This is a genomic window from Cyanobium sp. BA20m-p-22, from assembly GCF_024346275.1.
Taxonomy (GTDB): domain Bacteria; phylum Cyanobacteriota; class Cyanobacteriia; order PCC-6307; family Cyanobiaceae; genus Cyanobium_A.
The window spans coordinates 1-17,178 of sequence record NZ_JAGQCQ010000036.1 but is presented as its reverse complement, the minus strand read 5'-3'; the positions used below and the strand labels follow the sequence as shown (position 1 = coordinate 17,178).

Below are 17,178 nucleotides of genomic sequence, written 5' to 3'. Positions count from 1 at the left end.
GCCTGCGGTGTTTTAGGCTCAGGGAGTGCGGGCGATTAGCACAGCGGTAGCGCACTTCCTTCACACGGAAGGGGTCACTGGTTCGAATCCAGTATCGCCCATCTGAGCAGGGTCGATGTCAGACCCCCAACCAGCAGGCAGAATTGCTACAGCTTTTCGCCGACCTGACCCAATTGCCGGCCCCCTCCCCCAATAACGCGACTGGCGGCCTTTCAGCCCTAGGGGAGGCCCTCCGCCATGGCCGCGAGGCCCGGGGTCTCAGCATTGCCGAGCTGGCTGGTCGGCTCAATATGGGCCTGGAGCAGCTCCAGGCCCTAGAGGCTGCTGATGCCAGCCGCCTGCCCGAAGCCGTATTCGTGATCGCCCAGGCCCGCAGGGTGGCTTCCAACCTGGCAATCGATATCAGTGGCCCCCTGCAGATGCTGCGCGCCAGCGGGCCATTCCAGCCCCAGGCCGCCAGGGCTCAAACCCCGCCCGCCCCAGGGCCAGCTGGCCGCAGCCCACGCCCAAGCCCACGCCCACAGTTCCTGGGGCCCCTGGCCCTGGCAGCAGCAATCCTGGCTGGGGTGGCAACGGGAGGGGTTTTACTGCGCCAGCAATGGTTGCAGCAGCGCGCCCAGCCTGGGCCTGCCGGCAGCCCCATCGCTGTCCCAACGGCAGCCCAACCTGCGGCTGTCGCCGCCAGCAGCCCGGATCTCGTGCTGCGCAGCCAGGAGCCCAGCTGGCTGGAGGTGAAGGCCGAAGCAGGCAAGGTCCTCTTCCGCGGCACCTTCAGCGGCGAGCGCCGCTTCCCCCTAGGAGGCGGGCTACAGGTGCTCGCCGGGCGACCCGACTTGGTGCAGGCCCAGCTGGGCACCGCACCGAGCCGGGCCCTCGGCTCGATCGATCAGGTGCGCTGGCAGCGTTTCAGTGCTCCGGCACCCTGAGCTCCAGGCCGCAGGCCTCCCGCACCACGGCAGCGCAGGCCTGCAGGCTCCAGCGCTCCAAGCTGAGATCCACCTGCGGCTGCCCGGGGGCAGCCGCCACGGGTTGCAGAACGATGCCCACGGCGCCGTCCTGCTGTTGCACCTGGAAAGCGGCGATTACCGGGGCAGGCCGGCGGTCTAGGGCGGCGGCCAACCGCAGCAGCAGGGCCATTGAACTCACCGTGCGCCGCTGCTCGCGGCCCTCGATCAGCTGCCACGACTCATGCCGTTTCTTCGGCAAGCTGCGCCGGTGATAACGGCCGATCGCCGCCACCATCAGGTGCTCCAGCTCGGAGTAGCCCAGCAGCTCGCCATGGCGAATCAGATACCAGCTGTGCTTGTGGTAGGCCGAAATATTGATGCTCTTGCCACAGGTGTGGAGCTGGGCGGCGGCCCAGAGCAACTCCCGACCTGGGCCTTCGTCAGCGTGGAGCAGCCCGCGGGATTGGTCGTAGAGGCTCAGGGCGTGGGCCGCGACCCGATCGGCCCGGGAGGGGTCAACGCCAAAACCCTGGGCCAGGTGCAGAACCGTGCGCTCCCGGATCGTGCTCTGGAAGGCGAAGCGATCGTCCAGCAGCCCATTGCGCAGCATCCAATCGACAATCAAACCCTCCCGCAGGCCCCGATCACACACCACCAGCTCCCGCACCTGCAGCATGGCCATCGCGGTCTGCAGGATCAGCGCCCCGGGCACGATGATTTCGGAGCGCCGCTCATTGATGGCGCTCAGGGCCCGGCGCTGCTCCGGGGTCATCGCCAGCAGCCGGGCGGTGAGCTGGTCGATGCGCTCCCGGCTGAGCCGGTAACCATGGAGCTTGAGCGGGGGTTTGGGGTCTTCGGCCGCCGCCAGAGCCGCCAGGGCCATCGCCGTGCCGCTGGTGGCCACCATCAGCGGCTGCTCACCAGGCCGCAGGGCCGCCTTCACTTCGGCAACGGCCGGATCCAGGGCCCCCTGGATATAGGCCTGCAAAAATCCCCGGCGATCGGCGGGGAGCGGGTCCTGCTGGCAGAACTCCCGCTGCAGCCGCACCGCGCCGATACGGGTGCTGCTGAGGCAGCGGGCATCTTGACCGTCGGCCAGCACCAGTTCGGTGGAGCCGCCACCGATATCGATGATCAGGTGGGGCCGGTCGGCAAAGGCCATGCCCGAGAGCACCCCCAGATAGATCAGCCGGGCCTCCTCCGGGCCACTCACCAGATCCACATCCAGCCCCAGCTGCTCCTGGAGGGCCACCAGGAAATCCCGACCGTTGGGGGCCTCCCGCACGGCGCTGGTGGCCGCGGTGACGATCTGCTCCACGCCATGGCTGAGGGCCAGGTCGCGGTCGTGGCGCAGGGTGCGGAAGGCTCGCTCAATCGCCTCAGCGCTCAGTTCGCCACTGTGGGGATCCCTGTCACCAAGCCGGGTGGTGGCCTTCTCGGCCAGCACCACGCTGAAGCTGCAGAGCTTGGGATCCACCTCCGCCACCAGCAGGTGGATCGAATTGGTGCCGATGTCGATTGCCGCCACCCGGCGCCGGCCGGCCGGCTGAAGGTTGGGGACCTGATCCATCGGGCTCGGCGGCTGCCGCTAGGGAGCCACTTTGCCATCCGCGGGCTATCCCACCGGCACCCCTAGGGTGCGGCGCAACGGAAAAAGAGCATGGCCTCCTCCCTACTGCGGGCCTGGCTGGAGCTGGTGCGCTGGCACAAGCCCAGTGGCCGTTTGATTCTGCTGATTCCAGCCGGCTGGAGCCTCTGGCTCGCCCCCCATGCCCCGCCGCCAGCCCAGCTGGTGGGCTGGATCGTGGTCGGGGGCCTGGCCGTGAGCGCGGCCGGCTGCATCGCCAACGACCTCTGGGACAGGCGCATCGACCCCCTAGTGGAGCGCACCCGCAACCGCCCCCTGGCCGATGGCCGACTCAGCGTGGCCGAAGCGCTGCTGTTGCTGCTGCTCTCCCTGCTGGTAGCCCTGGGGGTGGTGGTCTGGGGCCTGCCGCCGGAAAGCCGCGGGGCCTGCCTGGTGCTGGCGATCGCCGCCCTGCCGCCGGTGCTGCTCTACCCCTCGGCCAAGCGCTGGTTTGCCTATCCCCAGCTGGTGCTTGCCCTCTGCTGGGGCTTTGCCGTCCTGATCCCCTGGGCGGCCCGCACGGGTTCCCTGGCGGGCGGCTGGCCCCTGGCCCTGGTGTGGCTGGCCACCCTGCTGTGGACCTTCGGCTTCGACACGGTGTATGCCATGGCCGACCGCGACGACGACCGGGCCATCGGCGTGCGCAGCAGCGCCCTAAGCCTGGGTGAGCACGCGCCCCTGGCGGTGGCCCTCAGCTACGGCCTGGCCAGCCTGGCCCTGGGCCTGGCGGCAGGACTCCAGGGCACGGGCTGGATCACCTGGCCCCTCGGCCTGGTGGCAGCAGGGGGAATGCAGTGGGAAGTGGCCCTGCTGAGGCGCCCGAATCTGCCCCGCTCGGCCTTCGGCCGCCATTTCGGCCGCCAGGTGCAACTCGGGGGTCTGCTGCTGCTCGCCCTCGTGCTGGGCCAACTGCCATGAAGCAGCCAGCGCCCCTCCAGCCCGGGGACCGGGTGCAGATGGTGGCAGCCAGTTCGGCCCTGATTGGGGACGCTGCCCTGGCCCGCCTGGATGCCGGCATCTCGGTGCTCGAGGGTTGGGGCCTGGAGGTGGAGCGCCCCCCCCTGGCTGGGCGGAGCTGGGGCTACCTGGCTGGCCTCGATCAGGAGAGGCGCGGCGACCTGCTGGCCGCCGCCCGGCGGGGCGCCGACCTGCTGGCCTGCGTGCGCGGGGGCTGGGGCGCGGCTCGCCTGCTGGAGCAACCCCTGGCCCTGCCCTGCCGCTGGTTGCTGGGCTTCTCCGACGTCACCTCCCTGCTCTGGGCCCAGCTGGCCCAGGGCCAGGGCGGCGCCATCCACGGCCCCCTGCTGACCACCCTGGGGGCCGAGCCCGCCTGGAGCCAGGAGCGGTTGAGGGCCGTGCTGTTCGGCGAAACCCTCGCCCCCCTGCAGGGTGAGTGCTGGACTGGCGGCAGCGCCAAAGGGCCGCTGCTGGCGGCCAATCTCACCGTGGCCACCCACCTGCTGGGCACCCCCCACCTGCCCGATCTGCGCGGCGCCATCCTGGTGCTGGAGGACGTGGGCGAAGCCCCCTACCGGATCGAGCGGATGCTCACCCACTGGCGCCTGTGCGGGGCACTGCAGCAGCTGGGCGGCATCGGCCTGGGGGCGTTCAGCGACTGCGATGGGAACTCGGGGGGAGCAAGTTCAGATTGCTTCTCGCTTGAGCAGGTGCTGCGTGAGCGCACCGCCGATCTAGGCATGCCAGTGGTGGCTGGGCTGCCCGTGGGCCATGTGACCGGCAATGCGGCTTTGCCCCTGGGGGCCATGGCCGAGCTCGATGGCGACAGCGGTCAGCTGCGAATGGGGCCAGCTGCAACTCAGCCCTGGTGAGCAGCAGGCCTAGTCGAGAGCACCGCTGCCGCCACGCTGAGGTCGAAGGAGGTGGTGAGCTTGATGTTGGAGGGCGGCCCCTCCAGCACCTGCACCGGCAAGCCGAGCAGTTCAAACAGGGCCGCGTCGTCGGTGACACTCCAGCCCTGCTCCCTGGCGCTGGCGTGGGCAGCCCGCAGCTGGTGCACGGGAAAGCCCTGGGGGGTCTGGGCCGCCCAGAGAGAGCGGCGATCGGGGGTGGCGGTGATCGTGCCCTCGCCGTCCACCTGCTTGATCGTGTCGGTGACCGGGGTGGCCGCAATCACGGCAGCCCCGCCGGATACGGCGGCGGCACAGCGCTGCAGTAACTCGGGCTCCACCAGGCAGCGGGCGCCATCGTGAATCAGCACCCCCTCCGCCTCGGGCGGCAGCGCCGCCAGACCCAGACTCACCGACTCCTGGCGCGTGTCACCGCCGACGATCCAGCGGACCGGCCGGTCTGGAGAAGCCGCCGCCACGATCGCGGCGATCGCCTCCCCATCCAGCGGCTGCCCGACGATGCCGATCCAGCTGATGGCAGGGCAAGCCAGGGCGGCCTCCAGGGTCCAGGCCAACACGGGCCGACCCGCCACTGGCAGCAACAGCTTGTTGCCCTCTGCCCCCATGCGGCGGCCGCTGCCGGCGGCGGCGATCAGCAAATGCACAAGCAACTCCCGTTCAGTGGGTCAAACCGGATCCAATCCATACAATCAGGCCGCAGACTCCATGCCCTTGCAATGCGCGCCCTGTTTCTAATTCCGGGCGGCAGCAGCAAGCAGCTGCAGAGTTTCGCCGCCATCGCGGCGGTGGCCGACCAACTCAAGGCCGAGGTGCAGGTGGTCTGCCCGATGGCAACCATGCCCATCTGGGGCCTGCATCCGGCGGTGGGCCGGGCCCTGCCCTTCGCCTACGACCAGGCCACCCTGGCCGACTGGGCCAACCTGATGGGATCGGTGCGCGAGCCGGATTTTCAGCTGTGTTTCAACCTGGCGCCCAGCCGCCAGATGGACCTGATGCTGTCCCTGAGCCACATCCCCACCCGAATTGCGGCCAGTGGTTTCTCCGCCACCGAAAAGATCACACCCAGCGCTGAGAGCTGGCCCAACCAGGCCCTAGCCGCCTACCTCCAACCGGTCGGGGTGCGGCTTGAAGCCGACAGCTTCCGCCTCACCCTGGCCCAGGCAGATCTCGCCGCCGCCGCCGCCGCCCTGCCTGCCGGGGATGGGCCGGCCCTGCTGCTCGCCCCCTCAGGCGCGGCTGGCGACTGGCCCGCCGGCCAGTGGCAAGACCTGCCAGCAGCGATCCGCACCAAACTGCCCAACCTGCGGACCCAGGCGGCCCTGGGGGGCGCCACGGCCGGGGGCCTGCGTCAGCGGGCAGCCCAGATCGCCAGCGTCGATGTGGTGTTGGCCAGCGATCCGCTGACGGTTGAACTGGCCCTGCTGCTGGGGATACCGCTGGTGGCCCTGGGCCGGGAGGCCACCAGCCTGCCCAAGCGCGCCGGGGTTCAGGGCCTGGGCTCCGCCACCTCCCTCAGCCAGCTCACGGGCGCCGAGGTGCTAGCCGCCCTGGGCCTGGGCTGATCACTCCAGACGATCAGCCCACTCCATACGGTCAGCCCACGCCATACGATCAGCGCCAGTGAAGCCCTAGCTGCGATGCCCAGCCCCGCTCCCCTGGCCGACCAAGTCGCCCTGGTCACCGGAGCCAGCAGGGGTATTGGCCGTGCCATAGCCATAGAGCTGGCCGCCGCCGGGGCCCTGGTGGTGGTCAACTACGCCAGCTCACCGCAGGCCGCCGAAGCGGTGGTGGCCGAGATCGCCGCGGCCGGTGGCCGGGCCTGGGCCCACCAGGCCAACGTGGCCGAGGAGGAGCAGGTGGAGGCGATGGTGAAGGCGGTGCTGGCCAAGGAGGGCCGGCTCGATGTGCTGGTCAACAACGCCGGCATCACCCGCGATGGCCTGCTGATGCGCATGAAAACCGCCGACTGGCAGAGCGTGATCGACCTCAACCTCACCGGCGTGTTCCTCTGCACCCGGGCCGTCAGCCGCACGATGCTGAAGGCCCGCTCCGGCCGGATCATCAACATCACCTCGGTGGTGGCCCTGATGGGCAATCCGGGCCAGGCCAACTACAGCGCCGCCAAGGCGGGCCTGATCGGCCTCACCCGCAGCAGCGCCGCCGAATTCGCCAGCCGCGGCGTCACCGTCAACGCAGTGGCCCCCGGCTTTATCGAGAGCGACATGACCGCCGAGCTCAACAAGGAGCCGATCCTGGCGGCCATCCCCCTGGGGCGCATGGGCCAGCCGGCCGAAGTGGCCAGCGCCGTGCGCTTCCTGGCCGCCGATCCCGCCGCCGCCTACATGACCGGCCAGGTACTGCAGGTGGATGGCGGCATGGTCATGCGCTAGGGCCTCAGGGATTGGTGATCGGCTGACCCAGCTCCTCGCGCAGCCGGCGAATTCTCAACAGCAAGCGCAGACGGCGGCTACGGGCGGTGAGTGTGAGAAACAGCCGCACCGGCACGTACACCAGGGCCATCAACACCCCGAACATCGCCACCATTACAAACACCATCGCATTGGCACTGGTGGCAGGCGCCAGCGCAACCGCCTCGTTTGCGCTTTCCAGGGCCGTTTGCAGCAGATCCTCCATCTCCCCGCTTTCTGCTAAGGCCGACCCTATCGAGGCTGGCGAGATTCGGCAGGCCAAGGAGAGGATCGATTCGGCTTTCCCCACCCCAACCCCCCCTGCGTGGAGCGGGGCTGCTGTGGGACCCTGAAATCACCCGAATTGACCCCTCTCCATGGCCAAGCTGATCAGCTTCTCGGACGCTTCCCGCGGCTCCCTTGAGAGGGGTGTCAATGCCCTGGCCGATGCGGTCAGAGTGACCATCGGCCCCCGCGGCCGCAACGTGGTGCTCGAGAAAAAATTCGGCGCCCCCGACATCGTCAATGACGGCGTCACCATCGCCAAGGAAATCGAACTCGAGGATCCCTTCGAGAACGTGGGCGCCAAGCTGATGCAGCAGGTGGCCAGCAAAACCAAGGACACCGCCGGCGACGGCACCACCACCGCCACCCTGCTGGCCCAGGCCATGGTGCGCGAGGGCCTCAAGAACGTGGCCGCCGGCGCCAACCCGGTGGGCCTGCGCAAGGGAATGGAGCTGGCCTGCGCCCAAATCGTCACGGGAATCGCCGCCCGCGCCCAGGCCGTCGCCGGTGAGGCGATCCGCCAGGTGGCCACCGTGAGCTCCGGCAACGACGAAGAGATCGGCCGGATGATCGCCGAGGCCATGGACAAAGTCAGTGCCGACGGCGTGATCACGGTGGAGGAATCCACCTCCCTGGCCACCGAGCTGGAGATCACCGAAGGCATGGCCTTCGACCGGGGCTACAGCTCCCCTTACTTCGTCACCGACCAGGAGCGGCGCGAATGCGTCTTCGAAAACGCCCTGATCCTGATCACGGACCGCAAGATCAGCACGATCGCCGACCTGGTGCCCGTGCTCGAGGCGGTTTCCAAGGGCGGGCGGCCCCTGTTGATCCTGGCCGAGGAGGTTGAAGGCGAAGCCCTGGCCACCCTGGTGGTAAACAAAAACCGCGGTGTGCTCCAGGTGGCCGCCGTGCGGGCCCCGGGCTTCGGTGATCGCCGCAAGGCCATGCTGGGTGACATCGCAATCCTTACTGGCGCCACCGTGGTCAGCGAAGACCAGGCCATGACCCTGGACAAGACCGGGTTGGCCGAACTCGGCCAGGCGCGCCGCATCACCATCACCAAGGACAGCACCACGATCGTGGCCAACGATGACCACCAGGCCGCCGTTGCCGACCGGGTGGCCTCGATCCGGCGCGAACTTGACAACACCGATTCCGAATACGACCGCGAGAAGCTCAATGAGCGGATCGCCAAGTTGGCCGGGGGTGTGGCCGTGATCAAGGTGGGCGCCCCCACCGAAACCGAGCTGAAGAACCGCAAGCTGCGCATCGAGGATGCCCTCAATGCGACCCGCGCCGCCGTGGAGGAAGGCATCATTGCTGGCGGGGGTTGCACCCTGCTTGAGCTGGCCCAGGGCCTCGATAGCTTGGCCGCTTCCAGCCAGGGCGATGAGCGCACCGGCGTTGGCATCGTGCAGCGCTCCCTGGCCGAACCAGTGCGCCAGATCGCCCACAATGCCGGCGCCGACGGAGCCGTGGTAGCCAACGAGATCCTGCGCCTGGGCAAGGGCTACAACGCCCTCACCGGCGTCTACGAAGACCTGCTCAGCGCCGGCATCCTCGATGCCGCCAAGGTGGTGCGCTTGGCCCTCCAGGATGCGGTGTCAATCGCTTCGATGCTGATCACCACTGAAGTGGTGATCGTCGACAAGCCCGAACCCGAAGCCCCCCCCGCCGGCGGCGACATGGGTGGAATGGGCGGCATGGGCGGTATGGGCGGTATGGGAGGTATGGGAGGTATGGGAATGCCCGGGATGATGTGAGCCCTAGCAGCAGGCCTGCACGTAGGCCGCCACCTGGAGGTCAACTCCGGTGATGGCGGTGCCCACCACCACCAGGTCTGCACCCTGATCGAGGGCCTGACGCACCTGCTGGGGGCTGGAGATGCCCCCTTCGCACACCAAACTCACCCCAGGGGGCAGTTGCTGCCTGAGCAGCGGCAGCAACTGCCAAGCCGGTGGGCGCAGCTCAGCCGTTGCCTCCGTGTAGCCATACAGGGTGGTTCCTACCCATTCACAGCCAAGGGCGGCGGCCCTCAGACCATTGGCAACGCTGTCGACATCGGCCATCAGCGGCGCCCCCAGCTCCCGCCTGGCCCGGCCGATCAGCTGCTCCAACTCCTCGCCGCCTGGCCTTACCCGCTCGGTGGCGTCAAGGGCGATCACATCTGCCCCCGCGCCCCACACCGCAAGGATTTCCTGCCAGCCCGGGGTGATGTACACCGAGCTGTCGGGGAAGCTGCGCTTCCACAGGCCCACAATCAGGGCATCGGGGCAGCGACGTCGCACCGCCCCGATATGTTCCGGGCTTTCAAGCCGCACGCCGCGGGCACCATTGCGCAGACTGGCCTCAGCCATGGCCGCGATCACATCGGGGTGGCGCATGGGGGAACCCTCCGGAGCCTGAACCGAAACGATCAGGCCGCTCGGATTGGGCCTAACTTCTGCCACCACTGGGCCTCCCTGGGGAAGATCTACCTCACTAGCCAGCCTGACAGCGCACCGGGAGCATGGGCAGGGCAGCGGTAGTTAGGAGAGCTTGCGATCGAGTAGGGGCCGAATCAACAGAAACAGTCCTGCCGCCAGCACCGCCAGGACCCCCAGGCAGGTTGCGGTGGTCATGGTGCCAAAGGGTGCTTCCAACACCACCGCTGAAAGGGAGAGCTCCCCGGCGTAGGCGGCGCGGATCGGTTCGATCGCAAAGGTCAGGGGATTGAGGGCCGCCAGCCAGCCGAGCCAGGTGGGCATGAACGACAGCGGAGCCAGGGCAGTGCTGGCAAATAGCAGGGGCAGGTTGGCCACAAAGATCACCGCTATCAGCTCGATGTGCCCAGGCAGGGCGAAGGCCAGGCCCAGGCTCAGGGCAGTGACGGCAAACACGAGCAGCAGCAGGGTGACCAGCACCAGCAGCAGGCCCCCTGCCCCTGGCCAGCCGTAGCCCAGCAGGGCTGCGGTGCCCATGATCGCCAGGCTCTGCACCAGGCTGAGGGATGTGATGTAGAGAACCGAAGCAAACACGATCGAACTGCGGGAGCGCAAGGGCGCCACCAGCAGCCGGTTAAGGAAGCCGAACTCCCGATCAAACATCACCGGCAGGCCGGCATTGAGGGCCGCGCTGAAGGCGGTGAAAACAATCACGCCTGCCCCGAGGAAGCGTCCGTAACTGATGTCACCTGGCAGTAGACCCGCCGGGGCCTTGGCAAACAGGGCTCCAAACAGCACCAGCCAGATCAGCGGCTGCAACACCCCGGCCACCAGGGTGGAGGGTCGGCGTTGCAGCTGCACAAACAGGCGGCCGGTGAGGGCGAGGGTTTCCTGGCTGATCTCGGCCAGGGCTGAGGGGGCAGGAGAGGAGGTGACTGGAGAGGGGGAAGGGGAGATCGTCATCACATGCTCGCTTTGCGTTCGGCCTTGGGATCTCGGCTACCAGCTACGGCCAGCTCCGCATCCATCATGGTGCGGCCTGTGGCCTGGAGATAGACATCGTCGAGGCTGGGGCGACTCTGGGCCAGGGCAAACACCGGCAGGTCGGCTGCCGAGAGCTGGCGGCGCAGCTGCTCCACCACACCGTCGTGCTCGATCACCAGGTTGAGGGAATAACCCTGGGACTGGTTGACCACCACCTGGCGCACGCCGGCACAGGCGTGCAGCAGGGCACGCACCCGCTCAGCCTCTTCGGCGTCACTGAACTCCCGCACCCTCAGGGTCACCCGATCCCCGCCCAGGGCAGCCTTCAATTCGGCAGGGGCGCCCTGGGCGATCACCCGGCCGGCTTCGATGATGGCCAGCTGATCCGCCAGGGCATCCACCTCTTCGAGGTAGTGGCTGCTGAGCAGCACCGTGGTGCCGCCGTCGCGCAGCTGGCGCAGCACCGCCCAGATCACGGCCCGACTCTCGATGTCGAGGCCCACGGTGGGCTCATCGAGCACCAGTACCTGGGGCCGATGCAGCAGCCCGGCCGCCAGATCGAGGCGGCGCCGCATGCCGCCGGAATAGCTGCCGCATCGGCGGTCGATCCAGTCGGCCATGCCGAGCAACTCGATCAACTCGTCAATTCGCTGGCTGCTTAGCCGCCAAGGCAGGTGGTAGAGGTTTCCCTGCAGCCGCATCAGCTCGCGGCCGGTGAGGATCTTGTCGATCGCCACCTCCTGGGCCACGTAGCCCAGCAGACGCCGCACGGCCCGGGGCTCGCTCAGGGCATCCAGGCCACCCACCCGCACCAGGCCGCTGTCGGGGGCCAGCAGGGTGCAGAGGATGCGCAGGGCGGTGGTCTTGCCGGCGCCATTGGGCCCAAGCAAGCCATAGAGGCAGCCGGCTGGCACCTCCAGGGAGAGCTGATCGAGGGCTACTACCCCCTGGCCGCGCCTTCCGCCGCCGTAACTCTTGCAGAGCTGCTGCAGTTCGATCACCGAGCCAGGGCGCCCCAATCAGCCAACCAATGTAGGGAGCATGGCCAGCCGGACGTTGAGGAGATCCGGACCCAGCAGGGCTGCCTGGGGCAGTCGGGCGATCAGCAGCAGCAGGCAGATGCCAAAGAGATAGAAAATTGACCAGCGAAACATGGCCTTTGCCCGCTGGGGGTTTTCCGAATCCCGGCGCAGCTGGGAGCTGAGCTGCAACAGGCGGGCGTTGAAGGGCAGCACCATCAGGCCATAGAGCAGGCCACCACTGGGCAGGGCCAGCACCCCGAGCAGGCTGAAGGCCACCGTGGCCCAGGCGTAGTGACTGATGGCCCTGGTGGTGACGAGCACACCCTTCACCACCGGCAGCATCGGAATGCCGACGGAGCGGTAGTCATCCTTGAGCAGCAGGGCCAGGGCCCAGAAGTGGGCTGGCGTCCAGAGCATCACCAGACAAAACAGCCACCAGGAGGACCAACCCAGGGCGCCGGTGGCGGCGGCAGCTCCTACCAGCGGCGGGATTGCCCCGGCGACGCCGCCAATCACAATGTTTTGGCTGGTGCGGGGCTTGAGCAGGGCGGTGTACAGCAGCACGTAACTGCAAAGCCCCAGTAGGGAGAGGCTTGCAGCCAGGGGGTTGACGCCGAAGACCAGCACCACCACCGAGAGCAGCGTCAGCCCGATGGCAAGGGCGAAGGCCTGGCGCTGGGCCAGGCGGCCAGAGGGCAGGGCGCGACGACTGGTGCGCTGCATGCGGCCGTCGAGGTCTTGCTCCCAGAGGCAGTTGAGAACGCCGGCCGCTGCTGAAGCCAGGCTGCCTCCCACCAGGGTGCAGGCGATGGTGCGGGCTGAAAGGGAGCCGCCGCCACTGAGGGCCATCCCGCCCAGGGTGGTGGCGAGCAGCAGGGGAATCAAGCGGGGCTTTGCCACCTCCAGCCAGGCGGGAAGCTGCACAGACGGGCGGATCGGGGCCGGCCCCGGGGCAACAGCGGTTGCACTAACCATGGATCACCTCCGGCGCCAGCCGGGCAGAGGACACCGCTTTGCCAGGGCTGCCGAGGCAACGGGCCAGCACGGCTGCCAGCAGGCCCACCAGCAGGGCGGCAGTGATCTGGTGGCCAATTGTTAACAGGGGTGCTTGGAGCTGGAGCTTCAAGGTCAAGACCCCCAGGACCACCTGCAACCCCACCAGGCCAGCGGCAGCTAGGGCCAGGGCGGGCAATTGGCCAAGGCCCCGGGGCAGTAGTGGGGTCGTGGCCGCCAGGGACAGCACCGCCAGAGCGGCCGGCATTGCCAGTTGGCGATGGGCCATTAGCCAGGAGCAGCCATTGCCCTGACTGAGGCATTGGTCAGCTGCCCATTGGCTGGCCATGGAGCCGCCCAGGAGGCATTGGGCCAACACCAACCCCATAGCGATTGCCGCCAGAACCAGCCACCACAGGGGTGGGGCAGCAAGATCCCGACCCACAATGGCGAGCCTCTGGTAGAGGCCACTGCAGAGGGCCACCAGCAACAGGGCGGTGGCCAGGTGGGCCGTCACCAGGGGGGAGGCCAGCAATTGGCTGACGGTCAGGGCCCCGAGGGCCCCTTGGACAGCTACCAGGAGCAGGGACCCAGCTGCGGCCCAGGGCAGCCAGCCAGGTAGGCGGCGGCGCAACACGTAGCTGGCTGCGGTGAGCACCAGCAGGGAAACGCCGACCACGAAGGCATCGAGCCGATGGAACCACTCCAGAAAAACCTGGACGTTCATCTGGCGGCCGGGCAGGAACTGGCCGTAGCAAAGGGGCCAGTCTGGACAGGCCAGGCCCGCCTCCATTACCCGGGTGGCACCGCCTATGCCCACCAGGGCCACCATGGCCACTACCAGGTGGGAGGCCAGCAGGCTGAGGCGCTGGAGCAGGACCGGATCTGATCCAGGCCCCATATCGGATTGAGGATTCGCTGCCATGGCAACGACCGGCCCTTGAGTGGCCACAAGTTAGCCAGGTCGATCAGAGCAAGGGATCAGCAATCCCGCACACATCGAGGAGTGGGTCCATTGGTTTGGCAACCAATGCAACTTCCCCTGCGCAGCCACCGCTCCTGAGCCATAGGCTGGAGAAAAGCTTTGCGCTAAGCGTGCAGATCCGCACCACCTTGACTGTGCTGACGGCCGCCACAGCCCTTGTGCTCACAGGGCTTTGGGTAGGCAACAACGTCAACATGTTGCCCATCGGCGCCAGCAGCAACGCAGCCACCTACGACTCACTCTTTAAGGTTTTATTCAGCATTGGCACCATGCTGTTTGTCGGCATCGTGATCATGCTGGTTTACAGCCTGTTCAAATTCCGACGTCGCAGCGGTGATCTGAGCGACGGACTGGCAATCGAAGGAAACCTGCCTCTCGAAATTGTCTGGACTGCCATCCCCGCCGTGGTTGTGCTGTTTGTAGGTATCTACAGCTACGACATCTACGAGCGCATGGGCGGCATGGTGGCCCTCAATGACCACTCGGCCATGGATCACGCGGCCATGGCCCAGCCAGCCATACAGGCCTCGGCATCGTCCAGGGTTTGGGGGGGGATCGGAGCAGCCGGAATGGATGCGCCAAGTGTGGGCAAGGTGCTGCCGGTGGAAGTGACCGCCATGCAATTTGCCTTCATCTTTCACTACCCGGATGCCAACATCACCAGTGGCGAATTACATGTGCCGGCCGGCCAATCGGTGGAACTGCACATGGAGGCCAAAGATGTGATCCACGCCTTCTGGGTGCCCCAGTTCCGGCTCAAGCAAGACATCATCCCCGGCCAGCCGACCGTGCTCTCCTTCACGGCCACCAGGGCGGGCAGTTACCCAATCGTCTGCGCAGAACTCTGTGGCCCGTACCACGGAGGCATGCGTTCCAATGTCGTGGTGCATGAGCCCGAGGCCTACAGCGCCTGGCTGCAGCAGAACAGCCCGATCAGCACCACCACTACCTGAATAGCCATGACCCTTGCCAATCCAAGTGATTTCAATGGCAGCCTGCAGCCCCAGGGCTGGCTCAAGTATTTCAGTTTCAGCCTCGACCACAAGGTGATTGGTCTGCAATATCTGGTTTGCGGCTTCATCTTCTACCTGATCGGCGGGGCCCTAGCCGGTGTGATACGCACCGAATTGGCCAGCCCCATCTCCGATTTCGTCAGCCGCGAAACCTATAACGAAGTGCTCACCCTGCACGGCACGGTGATGATTTTCCTCTGGATCGTGCCGGTGGTTAACGGGGGCTTCGGTAACTACCTGATCCCCTTCTACGTGGGCGCCCGGGACATGGCTTTCCCCCGGCTCAATGCGGTGGCTTTCTGGCTGATCCCCCCCGCCGGGATTCTGTTGATCAGCAGTTACTTCATTGCCGGGGCAGCAGCCCAGTCTGGCTGGACAGCCTATCCACCCCTGAGCCTCACGACCCCGGCGGCGGGTCAGGTGGTGTGGATCCTGAGTGTGCTGCTGCTTGGCGGCAGTTCCATATTCGGCGGCATCAACTTCATCGCCACCGTGCTCAAGTTGCGGCGGCCAGGGCTGAAACTGATGCAGCTACCCATGTACTGCTGGGCCATGCTTGGCACCAGCATTCTGGTGGTGCTCTCAACGCCCGTGCTGGCCGGCACGTTGATCCTGTTGAGCTTTGACATCATTGCCCACACCGGCTTCTTCAACCCGGCCCTGGGCGGCAACGTGGTGGTTTATCAGCACTTGTTCTGGTTCTACTCCCACCCGGCGGTTTACATCATGGTGCTGCCAGCCTTCGGCCTGGTGAGCGAGATCCTGCCGGTTCATGCCCGCAAACCGCTATTTGGTTACACCACGATGGTGTATTCGATCATGGCGATTGTCTTCCTGGGCCTGATCGTTTGGGCCCACCACATGTTCACCAGCGGCACCCCCCCCTGGATGCGCCTTTTCTTCACGATCGCCACCTCCTTCATTGCCGTGCCGACCGGCATCAAATTCTTCAACTGGCTTGCCACCCTTTGGGGCGGCAAGATCGCCTTGAACTCGGCAATGCTGTTTTCCTGCGCCTTCATCGTCAACTTTGTCTTTGGTGGCATCACCGGCGTAGCCCTGGCCCAGGTGCCCTTCGACATTCACGTGCATGACACCTACTTTGTGGTGGGTCATTTCCACTACATCGTCTATGGCGGCACCGTGTTCGTCATCTTCGGCTCCCTCTATCACTGGTATCCCAAATTCACCGGCCGCATGCTCAACGAAGATCTGGGCCGGCTCCACTTCCTGCTCACCTTTATTGGTTTCAATCTCTGCTTTGCCCCCCAGCACTGGCTTGGCCTCAACGGCATGCCGCGTCGGGTGGCCGAGTACGACCCGGCCTTCACCACCCTCAACCAGATCAGCAGCGTGGGCGCCCTGTTGATGGCCATCAGCACCCTGCCCCTGCTGATCAACGTCGTGCTCACGGCGATCAACGGAAAAGTGGCCGGCGACAACCCCTGGAACGCCCTTACCCCGGAATGGCTGACCAGCTCGCCACCGCCGGTTGAAAACTGGCTCGGAGAGGCTCCCCTGGTAACCGAACCCTACGGCTACGGTCAAAAGCAAGAGGTCACCCCATGACCAGCACCGCCCCCCTTCAGGACACCAGCACCAGCCTCCATGGCGACACCCCGGCCGAAGCTGGGGGCCACGGCGATTTCCGCCTGTTTGGCCTGGCCACCTTCCTGGTGGCCGACGGCATGACCTTCGCCGGCTTCTTCGCCGCCTACCTCACCTTCCGGGCCGTGAATCCCCTGCCGGAAGGGGGCAATTACGAACTCGAGTTGCTGCTCCCCACGATCAATACCGTGGTGCTGATCATCAGCAGCTTCACCTTCCACCGGGCAGGCAAGGAATGCAGGGGCGGCAACCTGGGCGCCAGCCGGCTATGGCTGGCCATCACCGCAGCTCTGGGCGCGGCATTTCTCGCCGGCCAGATGGTGGAGTATTTCAGCCTGCCCTTCAGCCTCACCGACAACCTATTTGCCAGCACCTTCTACGCCCTGACCGGCTTCCACGGCCTACACGTGACCCTCGGTGTGATCTGCATCACCATCGTGGCCCTGCAGACCAGAGCAGGAGGGCGGATCAGCGCCAGTGACCATTTCGGCCTGGAAGCGGCCGAACTTTATTGGCACTTCGTCGATGGAATCTGGGTGGTCCTCTACGGGATTCTGTATCTGCTTTGACAGGATTGCCTGCGCCAATGGTCTTCACACCCTGGCATTAATTGCCATATACGGCTTAAGTAGACAGAATCATCCCTAGAAACAACCCAGGGCGGGAGTTATCCATGGTGTCCAGGCCAGGAGACAGTCCATTGGAAATGCTGGCGGGCCAGGCCCTGCTAGATCGGGCCCGGGCCCTTAGCAACCAGCCGGAAGATCAGATCGCCCGGGCCTGTGGCTACGTGGGGCCCAGTGGCCGGGTGATGAAAAAGAGCTTTTATAGAGCCCTGGTGGCCGCCAAGGGATACCAGCTGCCCGATGCCCCCAGCGGCGGCGGCCGTGGCACGGGCCATGGCAAGGGCCGCCAGGCCGAATTCCGCACCAGGGTGCATGGGAACGGCAACCTGCTGATCGGTCATGCCTACACCCGTCGGCTGGGGCTGGAGCCCGGCAAGGAATTCCGA

General features: G+C 66.6%; 18 protein-coding genes and 1 tRNA gene. 11 read left to right on the top strand and 8 right to left on the bottom strand.

Annotation, left to right across the window (positions count from 1 at the left end; genetic code table 11):
- Window positions 1-29 precede the first annotated feature (29 nt).
- A tRNA-Val gene (locus KBZ15_RS04995) sits at window positions 30-101 on the top strand.
- A 72-nt stretch (window positions 102-173) separates the two neighbouring features.
- Window positions 174-926 (top strand): helix-turn-helix domain-containing protein, encoded by a 753-nt coding sequence (locus KBZ15_RS04990; RefSeq protein WP_255013856.1) that lies wholly within the window; start codon window positions 174-176, stop codon window positions 924-926.
- Here KBZ15_RS04990 and KBZ15_RS04985 read toward each other — a convergent pair.
- The gene (locus tag KBZ15_RS04985) at window positions 907-2,517 is read right to left on the bottom strand and encodes a Ppx/GppA phosphatase family protein (RefSeq protein ID WP_255013854.1); all 1,611 of its coding nucleotides are present in this window, start codon (window positions 2,515-2,517) and stop codon (window positions 907-909) included. The genes KBZ15_RS04990 and KBZ15_RS04985 overlap by 20 nt on opposite strands.
- A 90-nt stretch (window positions 2,518-2,607) precedes the next feature.
- Here KBZ15_RS04985 and KBZ15_RS04980 point away from each other — a divergent pair, with 90 nt between their 5' ends.
- Together KBZ15_RS04980 and KBZ15_RS04975 are read left to right on the top strand one after the other, a co-directional pair.
- Window positions 2,608-3,492, top strand: a complete 885-nt coding sequence (locus KBZ15_RS04980) for a 4-hydroxybenzoate polyprenyltransferase (protein WP_255013853.1) — start codon at window positions 2,608-2,610, stop codon at window positions 3,490-3,492.
- The gene (locus KBZ15_RS04975) at window positions 3,489-4,403 is read left to right on the top strand and encodes an LD-carboxypeptidase (RefSeq protein ID WP_255013851.1); all 915 of its coding nucleotides are present in this window, start codon (window positions 3,489-3,491) and stop codon (window positions 4,401-4,403) included. The genes KBZ15_RS04980 and KBZ15_RS04975 overlap by 4 nt, the downstream gene beginning before the upstream one ends.
- Here the strand turns inward: KBZ15_RS04975 and ispD are convergent.
- Entirely contained in the window at window positions 4,391-5,086 is a 696-nt protein-coding gene (gene ispD / locus KBZ15_RS04970) for a 2-C-methyl-D-erythritol 4-phosphate cytidylyltransferase (protein ID WP_255013862.1), read from the bottom strand. The two genes, KBZ15_RS04975 and ispD, sit on opposite strands and share 13 nt — an antisense overlap.
- A gap of 72 nt (window positions 5,087-5,158) precedes the next feature.
- On the opposite strand from ispD, the gene KBZ15_RS04965 reads away from it, so the two are divergent.
- Both KBZ15_RS04965 and fabG read left to right on the top strand, forming a co-directional pair.
- On the top strand, window positions 5,159-6,004 hold the full coding sequence (locus tag KBZ15_RS04965; RefSeq protein WP_255013850.1) for a glycosyltransferase family 9 protein: 846 nt from the start codon (window positions 5,159-5,161) through the stop codon (window positions 6,002-6,004).
- A 75-nt stretch (window positions 6,005-6,079) separates the two neighbouring features.
- Entirely contained in the window at window positions 6,080-6,832 is a 753-nt protein-coding gene (gene fabG / locus KBZ15_RS04960; protein WP_255013849.1) for a 3-oxoacyl-[acyl-carrier-protein] reductase, read from the top strand.
- 4 nt (window positions 6,833-6,836) lie between these two features.
- Here the strand turns inward: fabG and KBZ15_RS04955 are convergent, their stop codons facing one another.
- On the bottom strand, window positions 6,837-7,076 hold the full coding sequence (locus KBZ15_RS04955; RefSeq protein ID WP_255013864.1) for a hypothetical protein: 240 nt from the start codon (window positions 7,074-7,076) through the stop codon (window positions 6,837-6,839).
- A gap of 151 nt (window positions 7,077-7,227) precedes the next feature.
- Between KBZ15_RS04955 and groL the strand changes: the two genes are divergently transcribed.
- The gene (gene groL / locus KBZ15_RS04950) at window positions 7,228-8,901 is read left to right on the top strand and encodes a chaperonin GroEL (RefSeq protein WP_255013847.1); all 1,674 of its coding nucleotides are present in this window, start codon (window positions 7,228-7,230) and stop codon (window positions 8,899-8,901) included.
- Between the two features lie 3 nt (window positions 8,902-8,904).
- On the opposite strand, the gene KBZ15_RS04945 is transcribed toward groL, so the two are convergent.
- From KBZ15_RS04945 to KBZ15_RS04925, 5 genes are all read right to left on the bottom strand, one after another.
- On the bottom strand, window positions 8,905-9,588 hold the full coding sequence (locus tag KBZ15_RS04945; protein ID WP_255013845.1) for an N-acetylmannosamine-6-phosphate 2-epimerase: 684 nt from the start codon (window positions 9,586-9,588) through the stop codon (window positions 8,905-8,907).
- Between the two features lie 78 nt (window positions 9,589-9,666).
- Window positions 9,667-10,524, bottom strand: a complete 858-nt coding sequence (locus KBZ15_RS04940; protein ID WP_255013843.1) for an ABC transporter permease — start codon at window positions 10,522-10,524, stop codon at window positions 9,667-9,669.
- A complete protein-coding gene (locus KBZ15_RS04935) occupies window positions 10,524-11,546 on the bottom strand; it encodes an ATP-binding cassette domain-containing protein (RefSeq protein ID WP_255013842.1) in 1,023 nt (340 codons plus the stop codon). The genes KBZ15_RS04940 and KBZ15_RS04935 overlap by 1 nt, the downstream gene beginning before the upstream one ends.
- A gap of 18 nt (window positions 11,547-11,564) precedes the next feature.
- Entirely contained in the window at window positions 11,565-12,542 is a 978-nt protein-coding gene (locus KBZ15_RS04930; protein WP_255013840.1) for a heme o synthase, read from the bottom strand.
- The gene (locus KBZ15_RS04925) at window positions 12,535-13,485 is read right to left on the bottom strand and encodes a heme A synthase (protein WP_255013838.1); all 951 of its coding nucleotides are present in this window, start codon (window positions 13,483-13,485) and stop codon (window positions 12,535-12,537) included. Before KBZ15_RS04925 ends, KBZ15_RS04930 begins: the two co-directional genes overlap by 8 nt.
- A gap of 170 nt (window positions 13,486-13,655) precedes the next feature.
- Between KBZ15_RS04925 and KBZ15_RS04920 the strand changes: the two genes are divergently transcribed.
- The 4 genes from KBZ15_RS04920 to KBZ15_RS04905 form a co-directional block, all read left to right on the top strand.
- Window positions 13,656-14,498: a cytochrome c oxidase subunit II gene (locus tag KBZ15_RS04920; RefSeq protein ID WP_396123403.1), complete on the top strand. Its 843-nt coding sequence runs from the start codon at window positions 13,656-13,658 to the stop codon at window positions 14,496-14,498.
- Between the two features lie 6 nt (window positions 14,499-14,504).
- Window positions 14,505-16,127 carry a cytochrome c oxidase subunit I gene (gene ctaD / locus KBZ15_RS04915; protein WP_255013836.1) on the top strand — a complete coding sequence of 541 codons (1,623 nt, stop codon included), beginning with the start codon at window positions 14,505-14,507 and terminating at the stop codon, window positions 16,125-16,127.
- Entirely contained in the window at window positions 16,124-16,735 is a 612-nt protein-coding gene (locus KBZ15_RS04910; protein WP_254931327.1) for a cytochrome c oxidase subunit 3, read from the top strand. Before ctaD ends, KBZ15_RS04910 begins: the two co-directional genes overlap by 4 nt.
- Before the next feature lie 137 nt (window positions 16,736-16,872).
- The coding region (locus KBZ15_RS04905) for an AbrB family transcriptional regulator (RefSeq protein ID WP_255013858.1) at window positions 16,873-17,178 on the top strand (306 nt) is incomplete at its 3' end.

Excerpts from the sequence above, each read along its gene's own strand:
- KBZ15_RS04985 (WP_255013854.1), bottom strand. The coding sequence starts at position 2,517 with ATGGATCAGGTCCCCAACCTTCAGCCGGCCGGCCGGCGCCGGGTGGCG.
- KBZ15_RS04930 (WP_255013840.1), bottom strand. The coding sequence starts at position 12,542 with ATGGTTAGTGCAACCGCTGTTGCCCCGGGGCCGGCCCCGATCCGCCCG.
- KBZ15_RS04925 (WP_255013838.1), bottom strand. The coding sequence starts at position 13,485 with ATGGCAGCGAATCCTCAATCCGATATGGGGCCTGGATCAGATCCGGTC.
- KBZ15_RS04910 (WP_254931327.1), top strand. The coding sequence starts at position 16,124 with ATGACCAGCACCGCCCCCCTTCAGGACACCAGCACCAGCCTCCATGGC.
- KBZ15_RS04980 (WP_255013853.1), top strand. The coding sequence starts at position 2,608 with ATGGCCTCCTCCCTACTGCGGGCCTGGCTGGAGCTGGTGCGCTGGCAC.
- KBZ15_RS04940 (WP_255013843.1), bottom strand. The coding sequence starts at position 10,524 with ATGACGATCTCCCCTTCCCCCTCTCCAGTCACCTCCTCTCCTGCCCCC.
- groL (WP_255013847.1), top strand. The coding sequence starts at position 7,228 with ATGGCCAAGCTGATCAGCTTCTCGGACGCTTCCCGCGGCTCCCTTGAG.
- KBZ15_RS04965 (WP_255013850.1), top strand. The coding sequence starts at position 5,159 with ATGCGCGCCCTGTTTCTAATTCCGGGCGGCAGCAGCAAGCAGCTGCAG.
- KBZ15_RS04975 (WP_255013851.1), top strand. The coding sequence starts at position 3,489 with ATGAAGCAGCCAGCGCCCCTCCAGCCCGGGGACCGGGTGCAGATGGTG.
- KBZ15_RS04955 (WP_255013864.1), bottom strand. The coding sequence starts at position 7,076 with ATGGAGGATCTGCTGCAAACGGCCCTGGAAAGCGCAAACGAGGCGGTT.
- fabG (WP_255013849.1), top strand. The coding sequence starts at position 6,080 with ATGCCCAGCCCCGCTCCCCTGGCCGACCAAGTCGCCCTGGTCACCGGA.
- ctaD (WP_255013836.1), top strand. The coding sequence starts at position 14,505 with ATGACCCTTGCCAATCCAAGTGATTTCAATGGCAGCCTGCAGCCCCAG.